We start from the raw sequence: 14,432 nt of genomic DNA on the forward strand, positions 1-14,432 counted from the left end.
GAGAATAAAATGACTGATGCGATTAAGCGCTGTAGCGCAGAAGAGACAGCTGCTTGCTGTTGTGTGGATGTGGGCACAATCTTAGATAACAAAGATTGTACTGCATCATATCAGCATGTTTTCGCAAGCCAAGCAGAAGCGGAAGCCATGTTGAAACAGTTAACAGAAAAAGCTAAATCAGTTGAATCAGACCCTTGTATCATCAAACATTCGATAGCGAATGTTGAGGGCGGTGTTGAGCTATCAGCAGATTTCACATTTAGCTGTGAAGCAGAAAGTCTGATTTTTCAATTGGGCCTGCGCTAATCAATCAACTGATTAACTATTTGCGACCTTCGCTGTTGATTTATTGCACAATAGTGAAGGTTTCTTTATTTTCTTGCAATATCTATTTCCTACCTTAATTGTTCCAATCTTTCATTGATACTCATTAAGTTGTGTGCAAGCTCGCATTTTCTCAATATCACGGTTTTCTGAATGTAACCTTTATGTTAACAATAATAACAGGTCAGACCTCTTGGGGTTCAACAGTTGTGAAAGTATCGCTATTAAATTAGGTTTTTAGGTGCATATCTATTTATTACACCTAAATGTAAACAACGACGATATCTGTAGGGTCTATAAGCTAGAAAATTTTAGCGGGAGCTACCATGAATCAAACTTCCCATCATGGCGAAAGTAATTATTCAGCAAAAGAAAGGATCGCGATTGTGAGTGGTCTACGTCTACCTTTTGCTAAACAAGCGACAGCATACCAAGGGGTTGCCGCGGTTGATTTGGGAAAAGCGGTGGTTGCTGAATTACTCAACCGAAGTGGTATTGAGAAAGAGTTGATTGAGCAGTTGGTATTTGGGCAAGTTGTGCAAATGCCTGCTGCTCCAAATATTGCAAGGGAGATTGTGCTCGGGACGGGTATGAGTGTTTCAACGGATGCTTATAGCGTTTCACGAGCCTGTGCAACCAGTTTTCAAGCAATGGCTAATATTGCTGAAAGTATGATGGCTGGCCATATCTCCGTTGGTATTGCCGGTGGCGCCGATTCCTCTTCAGTTTTACCAATTGGCGTATCCAAAAAATTAGCTGCAACACTACTTTCTTTGAGTAAAGCTAAATCGTTAGGCCAAAAATTATCCCTTATCGCGAAATTACGTTTAAAGGATTTGTTACCCGTTGCACCAGCAGTCGCGGAGTATTCTACAGGGTTACGTATGGGGGATACCGCTGAACAAATGGCTAAAAGCTACCATATTAGCCGTGAACAACAGGATGAGTTGGCTCATCGTTCACATTTGCTGGCGGCGAAAGCATGGGAAAGTGGTGTATTAGAGCAAGAGGTGATGACCGCTTATATGCCACCTTTCAAACAAGCGTTTACTCAAGATAATAATATTCGTACAAACTCAGTTTTATCTTCTTATGCAAAATTAAAGCCTGCATTTGACCGTAAACATGGTTCTGTTACCGCGGCGAATAGTACTCCATTAACGGATGGCGCGGCTGCTGTTCTAATGATGACAGAGTCGCGAGCAAAAGCATTAGGTTATACACCATTAGGTTATATTCGTAGCTTTGCTTTTTCTGCGATTGATGTTTGGCAAGATATGTTACTAGGACCATCTTATGCAACGCCGATTGCACTGAAACGTGCAGGGCTGACATTGCAAGATCTCACCTTAATTGATATGCATGAAGCATTTGCAGCTCAGACGCTGGCAAATCTTAAATTATTCTCAAGTCGCCAATTTGCACAAGAAAAATTAGGATTAACCAAAGAAATTGGTGAAGTGGACATGGATAAATTTAATGTTTTGGGTGGTTCTATTGCTTATGGACACCCTTTTGCTGCGACAGGTGCTCGTATGGTAACGCAAACACTTCATGAACTTCGCCGGCGTGGCGGTGGGTTTGGCCTAACAACTGCATGTGCAGCGGGTGGCTTAGGTGCAGCAATGATTTTGGAGGTGGAATAATGACTGATTATTCTCCGCGAGAAATGCAAGGTGAAATCGCTAAGGGGGCATTTCGTCTTGAAGTTCATTCGCAAACTGTAGGGGTGATTTATATTGATGTCCCTAACGAAAAAGTGAACACCTTAAAGGCTGAATTTGCCCAGCAATTCCTTTCCATATTACAGCAGGCACAATCAACATCAGGCTTGAAAGGGCTGGTGATCACCTCTGGGAAGAAAGACAGCTTTATTGCTGGTGCTGATATTAGCATGATTGCTAATTGCACGAGTAAAGAAGAAGCCAGTGAACTTTCAAGAGAAGGTCATATTTTATTTGATAAATTAGAAAATTATCCATTGCCTATCATTGCTGCTATTCATGGGGCTTGCTTAGGAGGGGGCTTAGAGCTGGCATTAGCTTGCCACGCACGCGTTTGCTCGAATGATGATAAAACACGACTAGGTCTACCTGAAGTACAACTTGGGTTACTTCCAGGATCTGGTGGAACACAGCGGTTACCTAAATTAGTGGGTATTCCTAGTGCATTAGATATGATGCTGACAGGTAAGCAGTTACGCGCTAAGCAAGCTCAAAAAATCGGACTAGTGGATGATGTCGTACCTGAAACTATTTTGCTGGATGTTGCTATTCAAATGGCAAAGAAAGGTAAAATTCAGCGAGCTCCTATCCATTGGCAGCAAAGGTTGTTAAGCAGTAGATTATTACGCAATAAAGTATTTTCAACGGCTAAACAGACGGTGATGCGTAAAACCAAAGGGCACTATCCAGCACCTGAGAAGATAATTCAAGTTGTGAGAACAGGGGTCGAAAAAGGGGCTAAAGCGGGATATGATGCGGAAGCAAAAGCCTTTGGTGAGCTAGTGATGACTCCACAATCGGCAGCATTGCGCAGCCTCTTTTTTGCGACAACTTCATTAAAAAATGAAACGGGTTCAGCAGCGGTTCCTGCTAAATTTAAACAGATAGGTGTGTTAGGTGGTGGTTTGATGGGCGGAGGGATCGCTTATGTTACTGCAATGCGAGGTGATCTTGCTGTTCGTATCAAAGACATTAATGAGAGCGGTGTAGCGCAAGCACTGCGTTATAGCTGGGATCGGCTAACTCAGCGCGTGAATAAAAGGCGAATGCCTGCTCGTGAACGTGATGCAGTCATGGCGAAAATATCAGGTACTCTTGATTATCAAGGTTTTGAGCATACTGATATCGTTGTTGAGGCGGTATTTGAAGATCTCGCATTAAAGCAAAAAATGGTTGCGGAGATCCAAGATGTGACTAAAGGCCATGCTATTTTTGCTTCAAATACATCATCATTACCTATTAATCAGATTGCAGAAAAAGCCAAACACCCCGAAAAAGTGATTGGATTACATTATTTTAGCCCTGTAGATAAAATGCCTTTAGTGGAGGTGATCCCTCATCAGCAGACAGATGCTCAAACTATTGCAACGGCGGTCGCTTTAGCTAAAAAGCAGGGTAAAACAGCAATAGTCGTTGGTGATGACGCGGGGTTCTATGTTAACCGCATTTTAGCGCCTTATCTATGTGAAGCGGCTGAGTGTTTAATGCATGGCGAGTCAATTGAACATATTGATAGCGCGTTAGTCGATTTTGGGTTTCCTGTAGGGCCATTCAATCTGTTAGACGAAGTGGGTATTGATGTAGGGACAAAAATTCTTCCTATACTCGTCGAGCGTTTTGGAGAGCGTTTTATGGCTCCTGAACTTTTAGATAAAGTGAATAAAGATGGTCGTAAAGGTAAGAAAAATGGTAAAGGTTTTTATTTGTATGAGCATCAAGCGTCATCTAAGTTATTCTTTTGGAAAAAGGCTCATAAGCGCCAAGTTGATAAGAGCCTTTATTCATTAGTGGGTATTCATCCACAAAATCATTTAAGCAAAATTGATATTGCAGAACGTTGTGTGCTGTTAATGTTGAATGAAGCGGTACGATGTTTAGATGAAAAAATTATTCAAAATGCACGTGATGGAGATATCGGTGCTGTATTTGGAATTGGCTTTCCGCCATTCTTTGGTGGTCCTTTCCGCTATATGGATAGCTTGGGTATTCAAAAAACAGTTGATACGATGAATAACTTAGCTGAAAAATATGATGAAAAATTCAGACCTTGCGATCGATTGTGTCAAATGGCACAAAATAATGAGCAATTCTTCTCTGAGTAGAACATTGAATAGCGAAGAAAGGATAATGATCTAGGTGTAGTGAGTCAGGCTAGGATCAAATAAATAGAGTGCTAACCTGATAAAAAACCTGATGAATTTGCTTGTTATAGCAAACATCGGGTTTTTTTATGGTTAATTGTCGGGGAAATGAAAGCATCACAAAGTAGGTAAGATAGGATAAACAGTAACGTTAAGTTGACTGCAAAATCTAGATATATTTCAGACAAACTAAAAACAAAAAAACTACTTAAGTCATTTTATTTTTAAATGGTTTGATGCAGAATCACACATTCGGTGTGGTTAATGCTGATTTTTGCAACAATTGTGTTTTCAATAATTTGAAGCTTAGTTAGGTTGTTTTGCGTGAATGAATAATGCTTCAATAGAATATTATCATTTGATATATAAAGGTATTTTAATAAATAAGGTTAGCGAGTCTGGTGACTTAGTTAACCCAAATGGTGGATTATGCAAGTTTATATTATGCGTCATGGTGACGCGGCATTACAGGCTGCCAGTGATGCAGCGAGAGCGTTAACGCAAAAGGGAAGCGATGACTCAGCATTGATGGCTCAGTGGTTGAATAAACGTAACCCAGCAATTGATAATGTACTTGTCAGTCCTTATTTGCGGGCGCAACAAACGCTACAGGTGGTTAGGGAAAATTTAAGTCTTCCTATGCAGGCAGAAGTAATGGAGATGTTGACCCCGGGGGGAAATGCCACATTTGTAGCTGATCATATTCGTGATCTCGCAGTGATGGGAGCAAATGCAGTATTAGTCGTTTCTCATTTGCCATTAGTTGGTTATTTAGTTTCTGAGTTGTGTCCACATGAGGCACCACCTATGTTTATTACTTCCTCAATCGCTTGTATTGAAATCGATGTGGGGCACCATAAAGCTCATTTAGACTGGATGCTTAGTCCATCACAATTATTCTCAATGAACCAATAGTTAACTAGCCCCTAAGGGGCTACTTTAAGTTAACGGATCTAACGTCTGATACTTTCTTGGGTTTCAATGAGTAACAGAATTGAGGCATTACCTCCCCATTCTTTAGGTGCTTGATGAAAGGCAATAATATCTGGATGCTGTGCCAACCAGAGCGGTGTTTGTTGCTTTAGGATATGTTTACCATGGCCATGCATAATACAAGCACAAAATATATTTTCACGTTTACATGCCGCAATTAATGCACCAATTTCTTGCTTAGCTTCCATTTGGGTCAAACCATGTAGATCAAGAAAGAGTTCCGGAACGTAATCTCCACGGCGTAACTTTTTTAATTCGTAAGGGCTTTCGCCGGGTTTTAGATAGCGAGTAGGGCCTTCATCTTCTAATTGAGGTTGGAACTCATCAGAAAAATAAAATGTTGCATCAATTTGTTCTTGTTGAACTTTTTTACTCGATGGCTGAGTCACTTTGGCACGAATAGGTGTATGTAAAATTTGATCTTGTTTTATCTTCTTTGCGCCCTGGATGGCTTCTTTAAACAGATGAATATCATCATCATTTAACCCAAATTTGTTTTTCATTATATTAACTGTCTTTTTTAGATAATTATATTTCTTTAAGTTTAACCTATTTTTGTCTCTTATTGTTAGAGGCGTAATTTCTAAGACTAAAATAACAAATTTTTAACTAAACTATCGAGTATACATTGACAAATCACGTTGTTTTGTCTAATTGTATATACATATCTATACCTGTTATTTTGTTGCAACATTCAATGCATTTTTAAACCATAGGATTTGTTATGTCATTTAAAACCCTAGCTCAAGATGTTATCTGGCAAAATGGCCGTATTGCAACCATGGATCAGCAGTCTGATATTGCTTATGGATTGCTAGAAAATGTTGATATGGTGACACGCGGCAATCTGATTGTAGCGATTGTTCCAGCAGGATCGCTTAATACTACAGATTGCCACGTTGTGGATTTAGCAGGGCGCTTAGTGACACCGGGTTTGATTGATTGTCATACACATTTAGTGTTTGGTGGTAACCGTGCGGCGGAATGGGAGCAACGCATGAATGGCGTTTCTTATGAAACGATAAGTCAGCAAGGGGGGGGCATTAACTCAACGGTGCGTGCGACTCGTTCATTGGATGAGGAGCAGCTTTTTCAGGTTTCTCAACCTCGGCTAGAGGCATTGATCCGTGAGGGTGTTACGACTATTGAGATGAAATCAGGCTATGGTTTAGATTTTGTCAGCGAACAAAAGCAATTATTAGTCGCTAAAAAACTCGCAGACTCTTACCCCGTTAGCGTCAGTTCTACATTATTATCGGCTCACACCGTTCCCCCTGAATATAAAGATAAAGCTGACGAATATATTGATCTTATTTGTAATGAGATTATGCCAGCTTTGTGGCAGCAAGGTTTATTTGAAGCCGTTGATGTGTTTTGTGAAAGTGTAGGTTTTTCTTTGGAGCAAAGCCATAAACTGTTTGCCGCAGCACAAAAATTAGGTATTCCAGTAAAAGGGCACGTAGAGCAACTGTCCAATCTCGGTGGTAGTGAGCTCGTCGCAAGTTTTAAAGGCTTATCGGTTGATCATATTGAGTATCTTGATCTCAATGGTATTCGTGCCTTAAAAGAAAGTGGAACGGTAGCGGTACTTTTACCGGGGGCATTTTACTTTTTACGGGAAACTAAATTACCACCAATTGAGCTGTTACGTGAACATAAGGTCCCGATGGCCGTATCGACAGATTTTAACCCAGGAACCAGCCCTTTTGCGTCATTGCGTATGATCATGAATATGGCAGCGGTATTGTTTAGATTAACACCTGAAGAAATTTGGGCCGGTGTGACATGTCACGCTGCGAAAGCATTAGGCCGAGAGGATACCCATGGGCAGTTAAAAGTGGGATATCAGGCGGACTTTGTGGTATGGAATGCTATTGATCCCGTTGAGATGATTTATGAGCAAGGTAGCCAGCCTTTATATATGCGCGTTTATCAAGGAAATATTAGTCACCATAATGCTTAATGGTATTGGTTGGTTATTAAGTCATAAAATTCTTATATCGCCATACAAAACTGATAATATAGATAGGTAAGTTATTTCTCTTAAGGCTATTTTGCAGGAGATTAGATTTTATTTGCGACGGTCAAAATATTGGCTACTTGATTGTATACTCTAGATAATTTGAGCGATGGCTAGGTGACAAGTGTGTCAGTCCCTAAGAGCATAATCAGTATGTGATTGGCATGGGGTAGCCACGAGCTTTAACAAAAGTATTGTAACTTGAAGTATGGCGAGTATATAACTCGATAGTGCCAAGGTAGCTCTTGCCAATTTTATTGCGAGCTTAATATTTTACTTTTTTAATGGAAAAAATTGTGACGGCAAATAAAAAAAGTCCTAGGGACACCCCTGTTCCGCTCTACTTACAGGTAAAACAGCTGATTACGGAAAAGATCCATAATGGAGAATGGCAACCTAATGACCGTGTCCCCTCCGAATCAGAACTGGTAAAACAATTTGAATGTAGTCGCATGACGGCTAATCGAGCATTGAGAGAATTAACTGCTGAAGGGTTATTGGTGCGTGTGCAAGGGGTCGGTACATTTGTTGCCGAGCCAAAGGGGCAATCAGCGTTATTTGAGATCCATAGCATTGAAGCGGAAATATTAGCGAGAGGCCATAACTACAGTTGTAAAATCATAAGATTAGAACAGGTTCCTGCATCGGTTTCCCTTGCTGCTGAGTTGAACATTTCAGCGGATACAATGGTATTTCATTCTATCATTGTTCACTATGAAAATGAGGTAGCCGTACAGATAGAAGATCGCTATGTTAATGCGCTAGCGGCTCCTGATTATTTAAAACAAAATTTTTCAGCTATTACCCCTCATGATTATTTGTCAATGGTTGCACCCTTGACGGAAGGAGAACATATTGTTGAAGCGATAGAAGCTGATGAACGAGCCGCCAAATTGTTGAACATTGCTATCGGCTCCTCTTGCTTATTGATATCGCGACGTACGTGGTCTCAATCATTTGTTGTGACAAGTACAAAATTATTATTTCCCGGAAATCGCTATAAGCTAAAAGGGCATTTTACCTCTTAGGAATAGTAAGCAACGCTTGATATTAAGGTTGCTTGCTATTTATCTTTTTGAAAAATAGTGCATTTAATTATCTGTCAATTAAACTCACTTCAGTTTACTTTCCTGAATTCCTCCAATAGGTCATTCAATTTATTAATGTGAATTAATTGTAAATCTAATGTGATCTCACTGGCAGATTTAGAAGAATTATTCACCATCAACTTTGAGTAAAATCATTATAACTAGCTAATAAATAATAACTTATTTTACTTTACTCATCTTCCTATCCTAAATTTAATGTTAAAATGGGTATTGATTGTACATGTATATACAACTATACCTATAGCAAGACATTATCAGTACAGACTGAATCTATCGAAAGAGGGTATGAATGTGACAACGATAAATAATAAATACAGAAATGGTGATATCAGAGCTCCGAGAGGCAACACGCTCAACGCAAAAAGTTGGTTAACCGAAGCCCCTTTGCGCATGCTTATGAATAACTTAGATCCTGACGTTGCAGAAAACCCACATGAGTTAGTGGTTTATGGTGGTATTGGCCGAGCAGCACGCAACTGGCAGTGCTACGACAAAATTGTCGAAACTCTAAAAGAATTAGCAAGCGATGAAACCTTGCTAGTGCAATCAGGTAAACCCGTGGGGGTTTTTAAAACCCATGAAAATGCACCTCGTGTATTAATTGCGAACTCAAACCTTGTACCGCATTGGGCCAATTGGGAGCATTTCAATGAATTGGATGCAAAAGGCCTAGCGATGTATGGTCAAATGACTGCGGGAAGCTGGATTTATATTGGTAGCCAAGGGATTGTTCAAGGGACATATGAAACTTTTGTTGAAGCAGGGCGCCAACATTTTAATGATGATCTGACGGGGCGTTGGGTATTGACCGCTGGATTAGGTGGTATGGGCGGCGCTCAGCCACTCGCGGCAACATTGGCAGGTGCATGTTCATTAAACATTGAATGCCAACAAAGCCGTATCGACTTTCGCCTGCGCACGCGCTATGTCGATGAGCAAGCGACTGATTTGGATGATGCATTAGCGCGTATTAAAAAGTACACCTCAGAAGGAAAAGCGGTTTCGATCGCGTTATGTGCTAACGCGGCTGAAGTACTTCCTGAATTAGTAAAACGTGGTGTTCGTCCCGATATGGTCACTGACCAAACCAGCGCCCATGACCCCCTCAATGGTTACTTACCAATTGGTATGAGCTGGGAAGAGTATCGCGAGCGCAGTGCGAAAGATCCTGAAGGCATCACAAAAGCAGCCAAAGCATCAATGGCTGAGCATGTAAAAGCCATGCTAGCGTTCCAAAAACAAGGTATTCCAACGTTTGACTATGGTAATAATATTCGCCAAATGGCCCTTGAAATGGGCGTTAAAAATGCATTTGATTTCCCTGGTTTTGTACCTGCGTATATTCGCCCGTTATTCTGTCGTGGCGTAGGCCCATTCCGCTGGGTAGCGTTATCGGGTGATCCTGAAGATATTTATAAAACGGATGCCAAAGTCAAAGAGCTATTACCTGATGATAAACACCTTCATCGTTGGTTAGATATGGCTCGTGAACGCATTAGTTTCCAAGGCTTACCAGCTCGTATTTGCTGGGTTGGTTTAGGTGATAGAGCAAAACTAGGCTTGGCATTTAATGAAATGGTACGCAGTGGTGAAGTATCAGCACCTATCGTTATTGGTCGTGATCACCTTGATTCAGGCTCAGTTGCAAGTCCAAACCGTGAAACTGAAGCAATGAAAGATGGTTCCGATGCGGTATCAGATTGGCCATTACTGAATGCGCTATTAAATACAGCAAGTGGTGCAACATGGGTATCATTACACCATGGTGGTGGTGTAGGTATGGGCTTCTCACAACATTCTGGGGTGGTTATTGTGTGCGATGGTACCGATGAAGCTGCTGAACGTATCGCAAGAGTTCTACATAACGACCCTGCAACCGGTGTTATGCGCCATGCTGACGCTGGTTATGATATTGCGATTAAATGTGCGCAAGAAAAAAATCTTAATTTACCCATGATCAAAACACGCTAAGAGGTGCAATTAATGACTAAGTTAACTATCCATCCAGGAAAAATGACACTGAATGACTTGCGCCTTGTTCTTGCACAACCAGTAACTGTCACATTAGATAAACGTGCACACTCTGCGATAGAAAAAAGTGTTGCCACTGTTAATAAAATTATTGCAGAAGATAAAACGGCATATGGCATCAATACAGGGTTTGGCTTGCTAGCCAACACCCGTATTGCGACGAAAGATCTCCAATCGTTGCAACGCTCGATTGTTATGTCACATGCCGCTGGGGTTGGTGAGCCACTTGATGATGAGTTAGTTCGTCTGATTATGGTGTTAAAAATTAATAGTTTGGCTCGTGGGTTTTCAGGTATTCGCTTGGAGGTGATTGAAGCTTTGGTCGCCTTGGTCAATCATCAAGTTTATCCTCTGATCCCTGCTAAAGGGTCTGTAGGAGCATCTGGTGACTTAGCGCCTCTTGCGCATATGAGTTTAACGTTGCTGGGGGAAGGTAAAGCACGATACCAAGGTAAATGGATCAGTGCGAAATCGGCACTCGAAAAAGCAGGACTGAAGCCTCTAAAATTGGAAGCAAAAGAGGGATTGGCACTGTTAAATGGGACTCAAGTATCGACAGCTTTCGCTTTGAAAGGGTTGTTTGAGGCGGAAAATCTCCTGCTCAGCGGTATTGTCTGTGGTTCGTTGAGTGTTGAAGCAACATTAGGATCTCGTAAACCGTTTGATGCTCGAGTTCATGAAGTGAGGGGGCAGAAAGGACAAATCGATGTTGCTGGCTTATTCCGTGAAATTCTAACGCCGACGAGTGAGCTATCTCAATCACATGCTAATTGTGTCAAAGTACAAGACCCATACTCATTACGTTGTCAGCCACAAGTGATGGGAGCTTGTTTGACTCAAATTCGCCAAGCTGCTGACGTGATTTTAATTGAATCAAATGCGGTGTCTGATAACCCATTAGTCTTTTCTGATAATGGTGACATTATTTCAGGTGGTAACTTCCATGCAGAGCCAGTCGCGATGGCGGCAGATAATATTGCCTTAGCATTGGCTGAAATAGGCGCATTATCGGAACGCCGTATCGCGTTATTAATGGATACACATATGTCGCAGTTACCGCCGTTTCTGGTGAATAACGGTGGTGTTAACTCAGGCTTTATGATTGCACAAGTCACCGCTGCGGCATTGGCGAGTGAGAATAAAGCATTAGCACATCCGTCGAGTGTGGATAGCTTACCAACATCAGCTAACCAAGAAGACCATGTGTCTATGGCTCCAGCGGCAGGCCGCCGTTTATGGGAAATGGCCAAAAACGTGACAGGTATTTTAGCCATTGAATGGCTGTCAGCATGTCAAGGAATGGACTTCCGTGAGGGACTAAAATCAAGTGAAACATTAGAAAAAGCGCGTAAAACATTGCGTGATAAAGTGGCGTACTATGATAAAGACCGTTACTTTGCACCCGATATCGATGCTGCAATCAACCTGATTGCAGAACACAAATTATCAACTCTGTTCTCTGAGGGAGCAGTCTTCTCTAAATAATACATCACGCAAATAATAAGCGGTCGGCAATGTATCGACCGCTTGTGGTATTTATCTGCACTAACGTAATTAAAACTATAATACGAAGGATAAATCATGCAAAGCACAACAAAACTTACGCGTGGACTTTCTGCGCGTCACATCCGGTTTATGGCCCTCGGGGCAGCGATTGGTACAGGTCTGTTTTACGGCTCAGCCAAGGCAATTGAAACCGCAGGCCCTGCGGTATTAATTGCTTATATTATAGGTGGAGCTGCGGTTTTTATGGTTATGCGGGCATTGGGGGAAATGGCGGTTCATAACCCGATTGCAGGTTCTTTTTCACAATATGCGAGCCATTATTTGGGGCCACGTGCAGGTTTTTTTGCAGGTTGGACCTATGTTTTTGAAATGCTAATTGTTTGCTTAGCTGACGTAACCGCATTTGGTTTTTATATGAAGCTTTGGTTCCCTGAGGTCGCTCAATGGATCTGGGTGCTAGGTATTATCTGTTTTATCGGCGCCATTAATTTGTGCCATGTAAAAGTGTTTGGCGAAATGGAATTTTGGCTCTCTATCATCAAAATTGTGGCGATTGTCGCAATGATTGTCGGTGGTGCTGCAATCATGATGTTTGGTTTTGGTCAGGCTTCCGATCACGCCGTTGGAATTTCAAATTTGTTTGAGCATGGCGGCTTTATGCCAAATGGAATTGGAGGTGTGATCGCATCCTTTGCTGTGGTGATGTTTGCCTTTGGTGGAATTGAAGTGATTGGGATCACGGCAAGTGAAGCTAAAAATCCTGATGTTACGATCCCTCGTGCTATCAATGCGGTACCGATTCGTATCCTGCTATTCTATGTTCTGACACTGTTTGTTTTAATGTGTATTTACCCATGGAATCAAATTGGCTCTCAAGGTAGTCCATTTGTGCAAATATTTGATAGCTTAGGTATTTCTTCAGCGGCGAATATTTTAAACGTCGTGGTGATCACCGCAGCGATATCCGCGATCAATAGTGATATCTTTGGCGCAGGTCGTATGATGTTTGGTATGGCTCATGAAGGGCAAGCACCGAAAGCGTTCACTAAGTTAACCAAAAATGGTGTGCCATGGATGACGGTATTGGTTATGTCGCTTGTCCTGTTAGTGGGTGTGGTACTTAACTATCTGATCCCAGAAAAAGTGTTCTTAGTGATTGCTTCAATTGCTACCTTTGCCACTATATGGGTTTGGTTAATGATATTAGTATCACAGGTGGCGATGCGCAAAAAAATGACGCCAGAACAAGTTGCCTCACTGAAGTTCCCTGTACCGCTATGGCCTGTCGGCCCTGTAGTTGCCATAATTTTTATGCTGTTCATATTTGGGGTGCTTGGTTATTTCGAAGATACCCGTATTGCCTTATATGTTGGTATTGTTTGGCTAGTTATTTTAACAGGTGCATATGCTTTGTGGGTGAAAAAACCAGAAGCGGATACTCAGCCAAATTATAACGCTGAACCAGTCGAATAATTAATCTCTTTATTTAATTTTGGCCATGCTCTCATCCTATGAGGGCATGTGCTTTTTTTAATTGTCTTCTTTATCTATTCCTTCACGATTTAATTATATTAATCTGCTGATTTGTGTCTCACTTCGTGGCAAACTTGAAGACTTTCGATATACAGTCAGGAGAAACACTTCTTGGAAAAGATCTTCGTTGATGAAGCTGTTGCTGAGCTTCATACCATTCAGGATATTTTGCGTTGGACAATGAGCCGCTTTAATGCAGCCAATGTTTATTATGGTCACGGTACCGATAATGCATGGGATGAGGCGTTACAATTAGTACTACCAACGCTTTATTTACCGCTTGATATACCGGATGAACTACTTACATCGCGCCTGACACCAACGGAGCGTCATCGTATTATTGAACGTGTACTGCGTCGAATCAATGAGCGTATCCCTGTGGCTTACCTGACTAATCGCTCATGGTTTTGTGGCCACGAATTCTATGTTGATGAGCGAGTGTTAATTCCCCGCTCACCAATTGGCGAATTGATAAATAACCATTTTGTTGGTTTGGTTGCGGACGAGCCACAAACTATTCTTGATATGTGCACTGGTAGTGGTTGTATTGCTATCGCCTGTGCATATGAGTTCCCTGAAGCAGAAGTGGATGCCGTCGATATTTCAGCTGATGTACTGGCTGTCACCGAGCAAAATATTGCTAATCATGGGTTAGAACATCGCGTGATCCCAATTCGTTCTGATTTATTTAGGGATATGCCAGAAGTTAAATATGATTTGATCGTGACTAACCCACCTTATGTGGATGCGGAAGATATGGATGACTTGCCAGAAGAGTTCCGTGTTGAGCCTGAATTAGCATTGGCAGCAGGCAGTGATGGGTTGAAACTTGCGCGCCGTATTTTAGCCAATGCACCACGTTTCCTCACTGATGAAGGGGTACTGATCTGCGAAGTCGGTAATAGTATGGTGCATCTTATCGAACAATATCCAGACGTTCCGTTTATTTGGTTAGAGTTTGAATATGGTGGTGATGGTGTGTTTATGTTAACCCGTGATCAATTATTGGAACATCATGCTCAATTCCAACTTTATATTGATTAAGTGGATA

At 41.6% G+C, this 14,432-nt stretch carries 11 protein-coding genes; 10 read left to right on the forward strand and 1 reads right to left on the reverse strand.

The window, feature by feature from the left end; all coding sequences use genetic code 11:
* The first annotated feature begins 9 nt into the window (after window positions 1-9).
* The 4 genes from JI723_RS07670 to sixA all read left to right on the forward strand — a co-directional run bounded on the left by JI723_RS07670 (window position 10) and on the right by sixA (window position 5,104).
* On the forward strand, window positions 10-306 hold the full coding sequence (locus tag JI723_RS07670) for a YfcZ/YiiS family protein (protein WP_272579907.1): 297 nt from the start codon (window positions 10-12) through the stop codon (window positions 304-306).
* Window positions 307-650: 344 nt separating this feature from the next.
* On the forward strand, window positions 651-1,970 hold the full coding sequence (gene fadI, locus JI723_RS07675; protein WP_272579908.1) for an acetyl-CoA C-acyltransferase FadI: 1,320 nt from the start codon (window positions 651-653) through the stop codon (window positions 1,968-1,970).
* Entirely contained in the window at window positions 1,970-4,150 is a 2,181-nt protein-coding gene (gene fadJ / locus JI723_RS07680; RefSeq protein ID WP_404826912.1) for a fatty acid oxidation complex subunit alpha FadJ, read from the forward strand. The genes fadI and fadJ overlap by 1 nt, the downstream gene beginning before the upstream one ends.
* Window positions 4,151-4,618: 468 nt before the next feature.
* Complete coding sequence (gene sixA / locus JI723_RS07685) at window positions 4,619-5,104, forward strand: phosphohistidine phosphatase SixA (protein WP_337979902.1); 486 nt, start codon at window positions 4,619-4,621, stop codon at window positions 5,102-5,104.
* Window positions 5,105-5,142: 38 nt separating this feature from the next.
* Here sixA and smrB read toward each other — a convergent pair whose 3' ends face one another.
* A complete protein-coding gene (gene smrB / locus JI723_RS07690; protein ID WP_140178711.1) occupies window positions 5,143-5,685 on the reverse strand; it encodes an endonuclease SmrB in 543 nt (180 codons plus the stop codon).
* A 221-nt stretch (window positions 5,686-5,906) separates the two neighbouring features.
* Here smrB and hutI point away from each other — a divergent pair, with 221 nt between their 5' ends.
* The 6 genes from hutI to prmB all read left to right on the forward strand — a co-directional run bounded on the left by hutI (window position 5,907) and on the right by prmB (window position 14,425).
* Window positions 5,907-7,145, forward strand: coding sequence for an imidazolonepropionase (gene hutI / locus JI723_RS07695; protein WP_337979903.1), 1,239 nt, complete (start codon window positions 5,907-5,909; stop codon window positions 7,143-7,145).
* A 341-nt stretch (window positions 7,146-7,486) separates the two neighbouring features.
* Window positions 7,487-8,230, forward strand: coding sequence for a histidine utilization repressor (gene hutC / locus JI723_RS07700; RefSeq protein WP_070929167.1), 744 nt, complete (start codon window positions 7,487-7,489; stop codon window positions 8,228-8,230).
* A gap of 366 nt (window positions 8,231-8,596) precedes the next feature.
* The gene (gene hutU / locus JI723_RS07705; protein WP_175442559.1) at window positions 8,597-10,282 is read left to right on the forward strand and encodes a urocanate hydratase; all 1,686 of its coding nucleotides are present in this window, start codon (window positions 8,597-8,599) and stop codon (window positions 10,280-10,282) included.
* A gap of 12 nt (window positions 10,283-10,294) precedes the next feature.
* Complete coding sequence (gene hutH / locus JI723_RS07710) at window positions 10,295-11,827, forward strand: histidine ammonia-lyase (RefSeq protein WP_070929168.1); 1,533 nt, start codon at window positions 10,295-10,297, stop codon at window positions 11,825-11,827.
* Between the two features lie 96 nt (window positions 11,828-11,923).
* Window positions 11,924-13,321 carry an amino acid permease gene (locus JI723_RS07715; protein ID WP_140187295.1) on the forward strand — a complete coding sequence of 466 codons (1,398 nt, stop codon included), beginning with the start codon at window positions 11,924-11,926 and terminating at the stop codon, window positions 13,319-13,321.
* Window positions 13,322-13,492: 171 nt separating this feature from the next.
* A complete protein-coding gene (gene prmB, locus JI723_RS07720) occupies window positions 13,493-14,425 on the forward strand; it encodes a 50S ribosomal protein L3 N(5)-glutamine methyltransferase (RefSeq protein ID WP_070929169.1) in 933 nt (310 codons plus the stop codon).
* The last annotated feature ends 7 nt before the right edge of the window (window positions 14,426-14,432 follow it).

The organism is Providencia manganoxydans (genome assembly GCF_016618195.1).
GTDB classification, from domain to species: Bacteria; Pseudomonadota; Gammaproteobacteria; order Enterobacterales; family Enterobacteriaceae; genus Providencia; species Providencia manganoxydans.

Bases quoted from the DNA above. Each gene is read 5' to 3' on its own strand.
- fadJ (WP_404826912.1), top strand. From the start codon at position 1,970: ATGACTGATTATTCTCCGCGAGAAATGCAAGGTGAAATCGCTAAGGGG.
- hutI (WP_337979903.1), top strand. From the start codon at position 5,907: ATGTCATTTAAAACCCTAGCTCAAGATGTTATCTGGCAAAATGGCCGT.
- fadI (WP_272579908.1), top strand. From the start codon at position 651: ATGAATCAAACTTCCCATCATGGCGAAAGTAATTATTCAGCAAAAGAA.
- hutC (WP_070929167.1), top strand. From the start codon at position 7,487: ATGGAAAAAATTGTGACGGCAAATAAAAAAAGTCCTAGGGACACCCCT.
- smrB (WP_140178711.1), bottom strand. From the start codon at position 5,685: ATGAAAAACAAATTTGGGTTAAATGATGATGATATTCATCTGTTTAAA.
- sixA (WP_337979902.1), top strand. From the start codon at position 4,619: ATGCAAGTTTATATTATGCGTCATGGTGACGCGGCATTACAGGCTGCC.
- JI723_RS07670 (WP_272579907.1), top strand. From the start codon at position 10: ATGACTGATGCGATTAAGCGCTGTAGCGCAGAAGAGACAGCTGCTTGC.
- hutU (WP_175442559.1), top strand. From the start codon at position 8,597: ATGAATGTGACAACGATAAATAATAAATACAGAAATGGTGATATCAGA.
- JI723_RS07715 (WP_140187295.1), top strand. From the start codon at position 11,924: ATGCAAAGCACAACAAAACTTACGCGTGGACTTTCTGCGCGTCACATC.
- hutH (WP_070929168.1), top strand. From the start codon at position 10,295: ATGACTAAGTTAACTATCCATCCAGGAAAAATGACACTGAATGACTTG.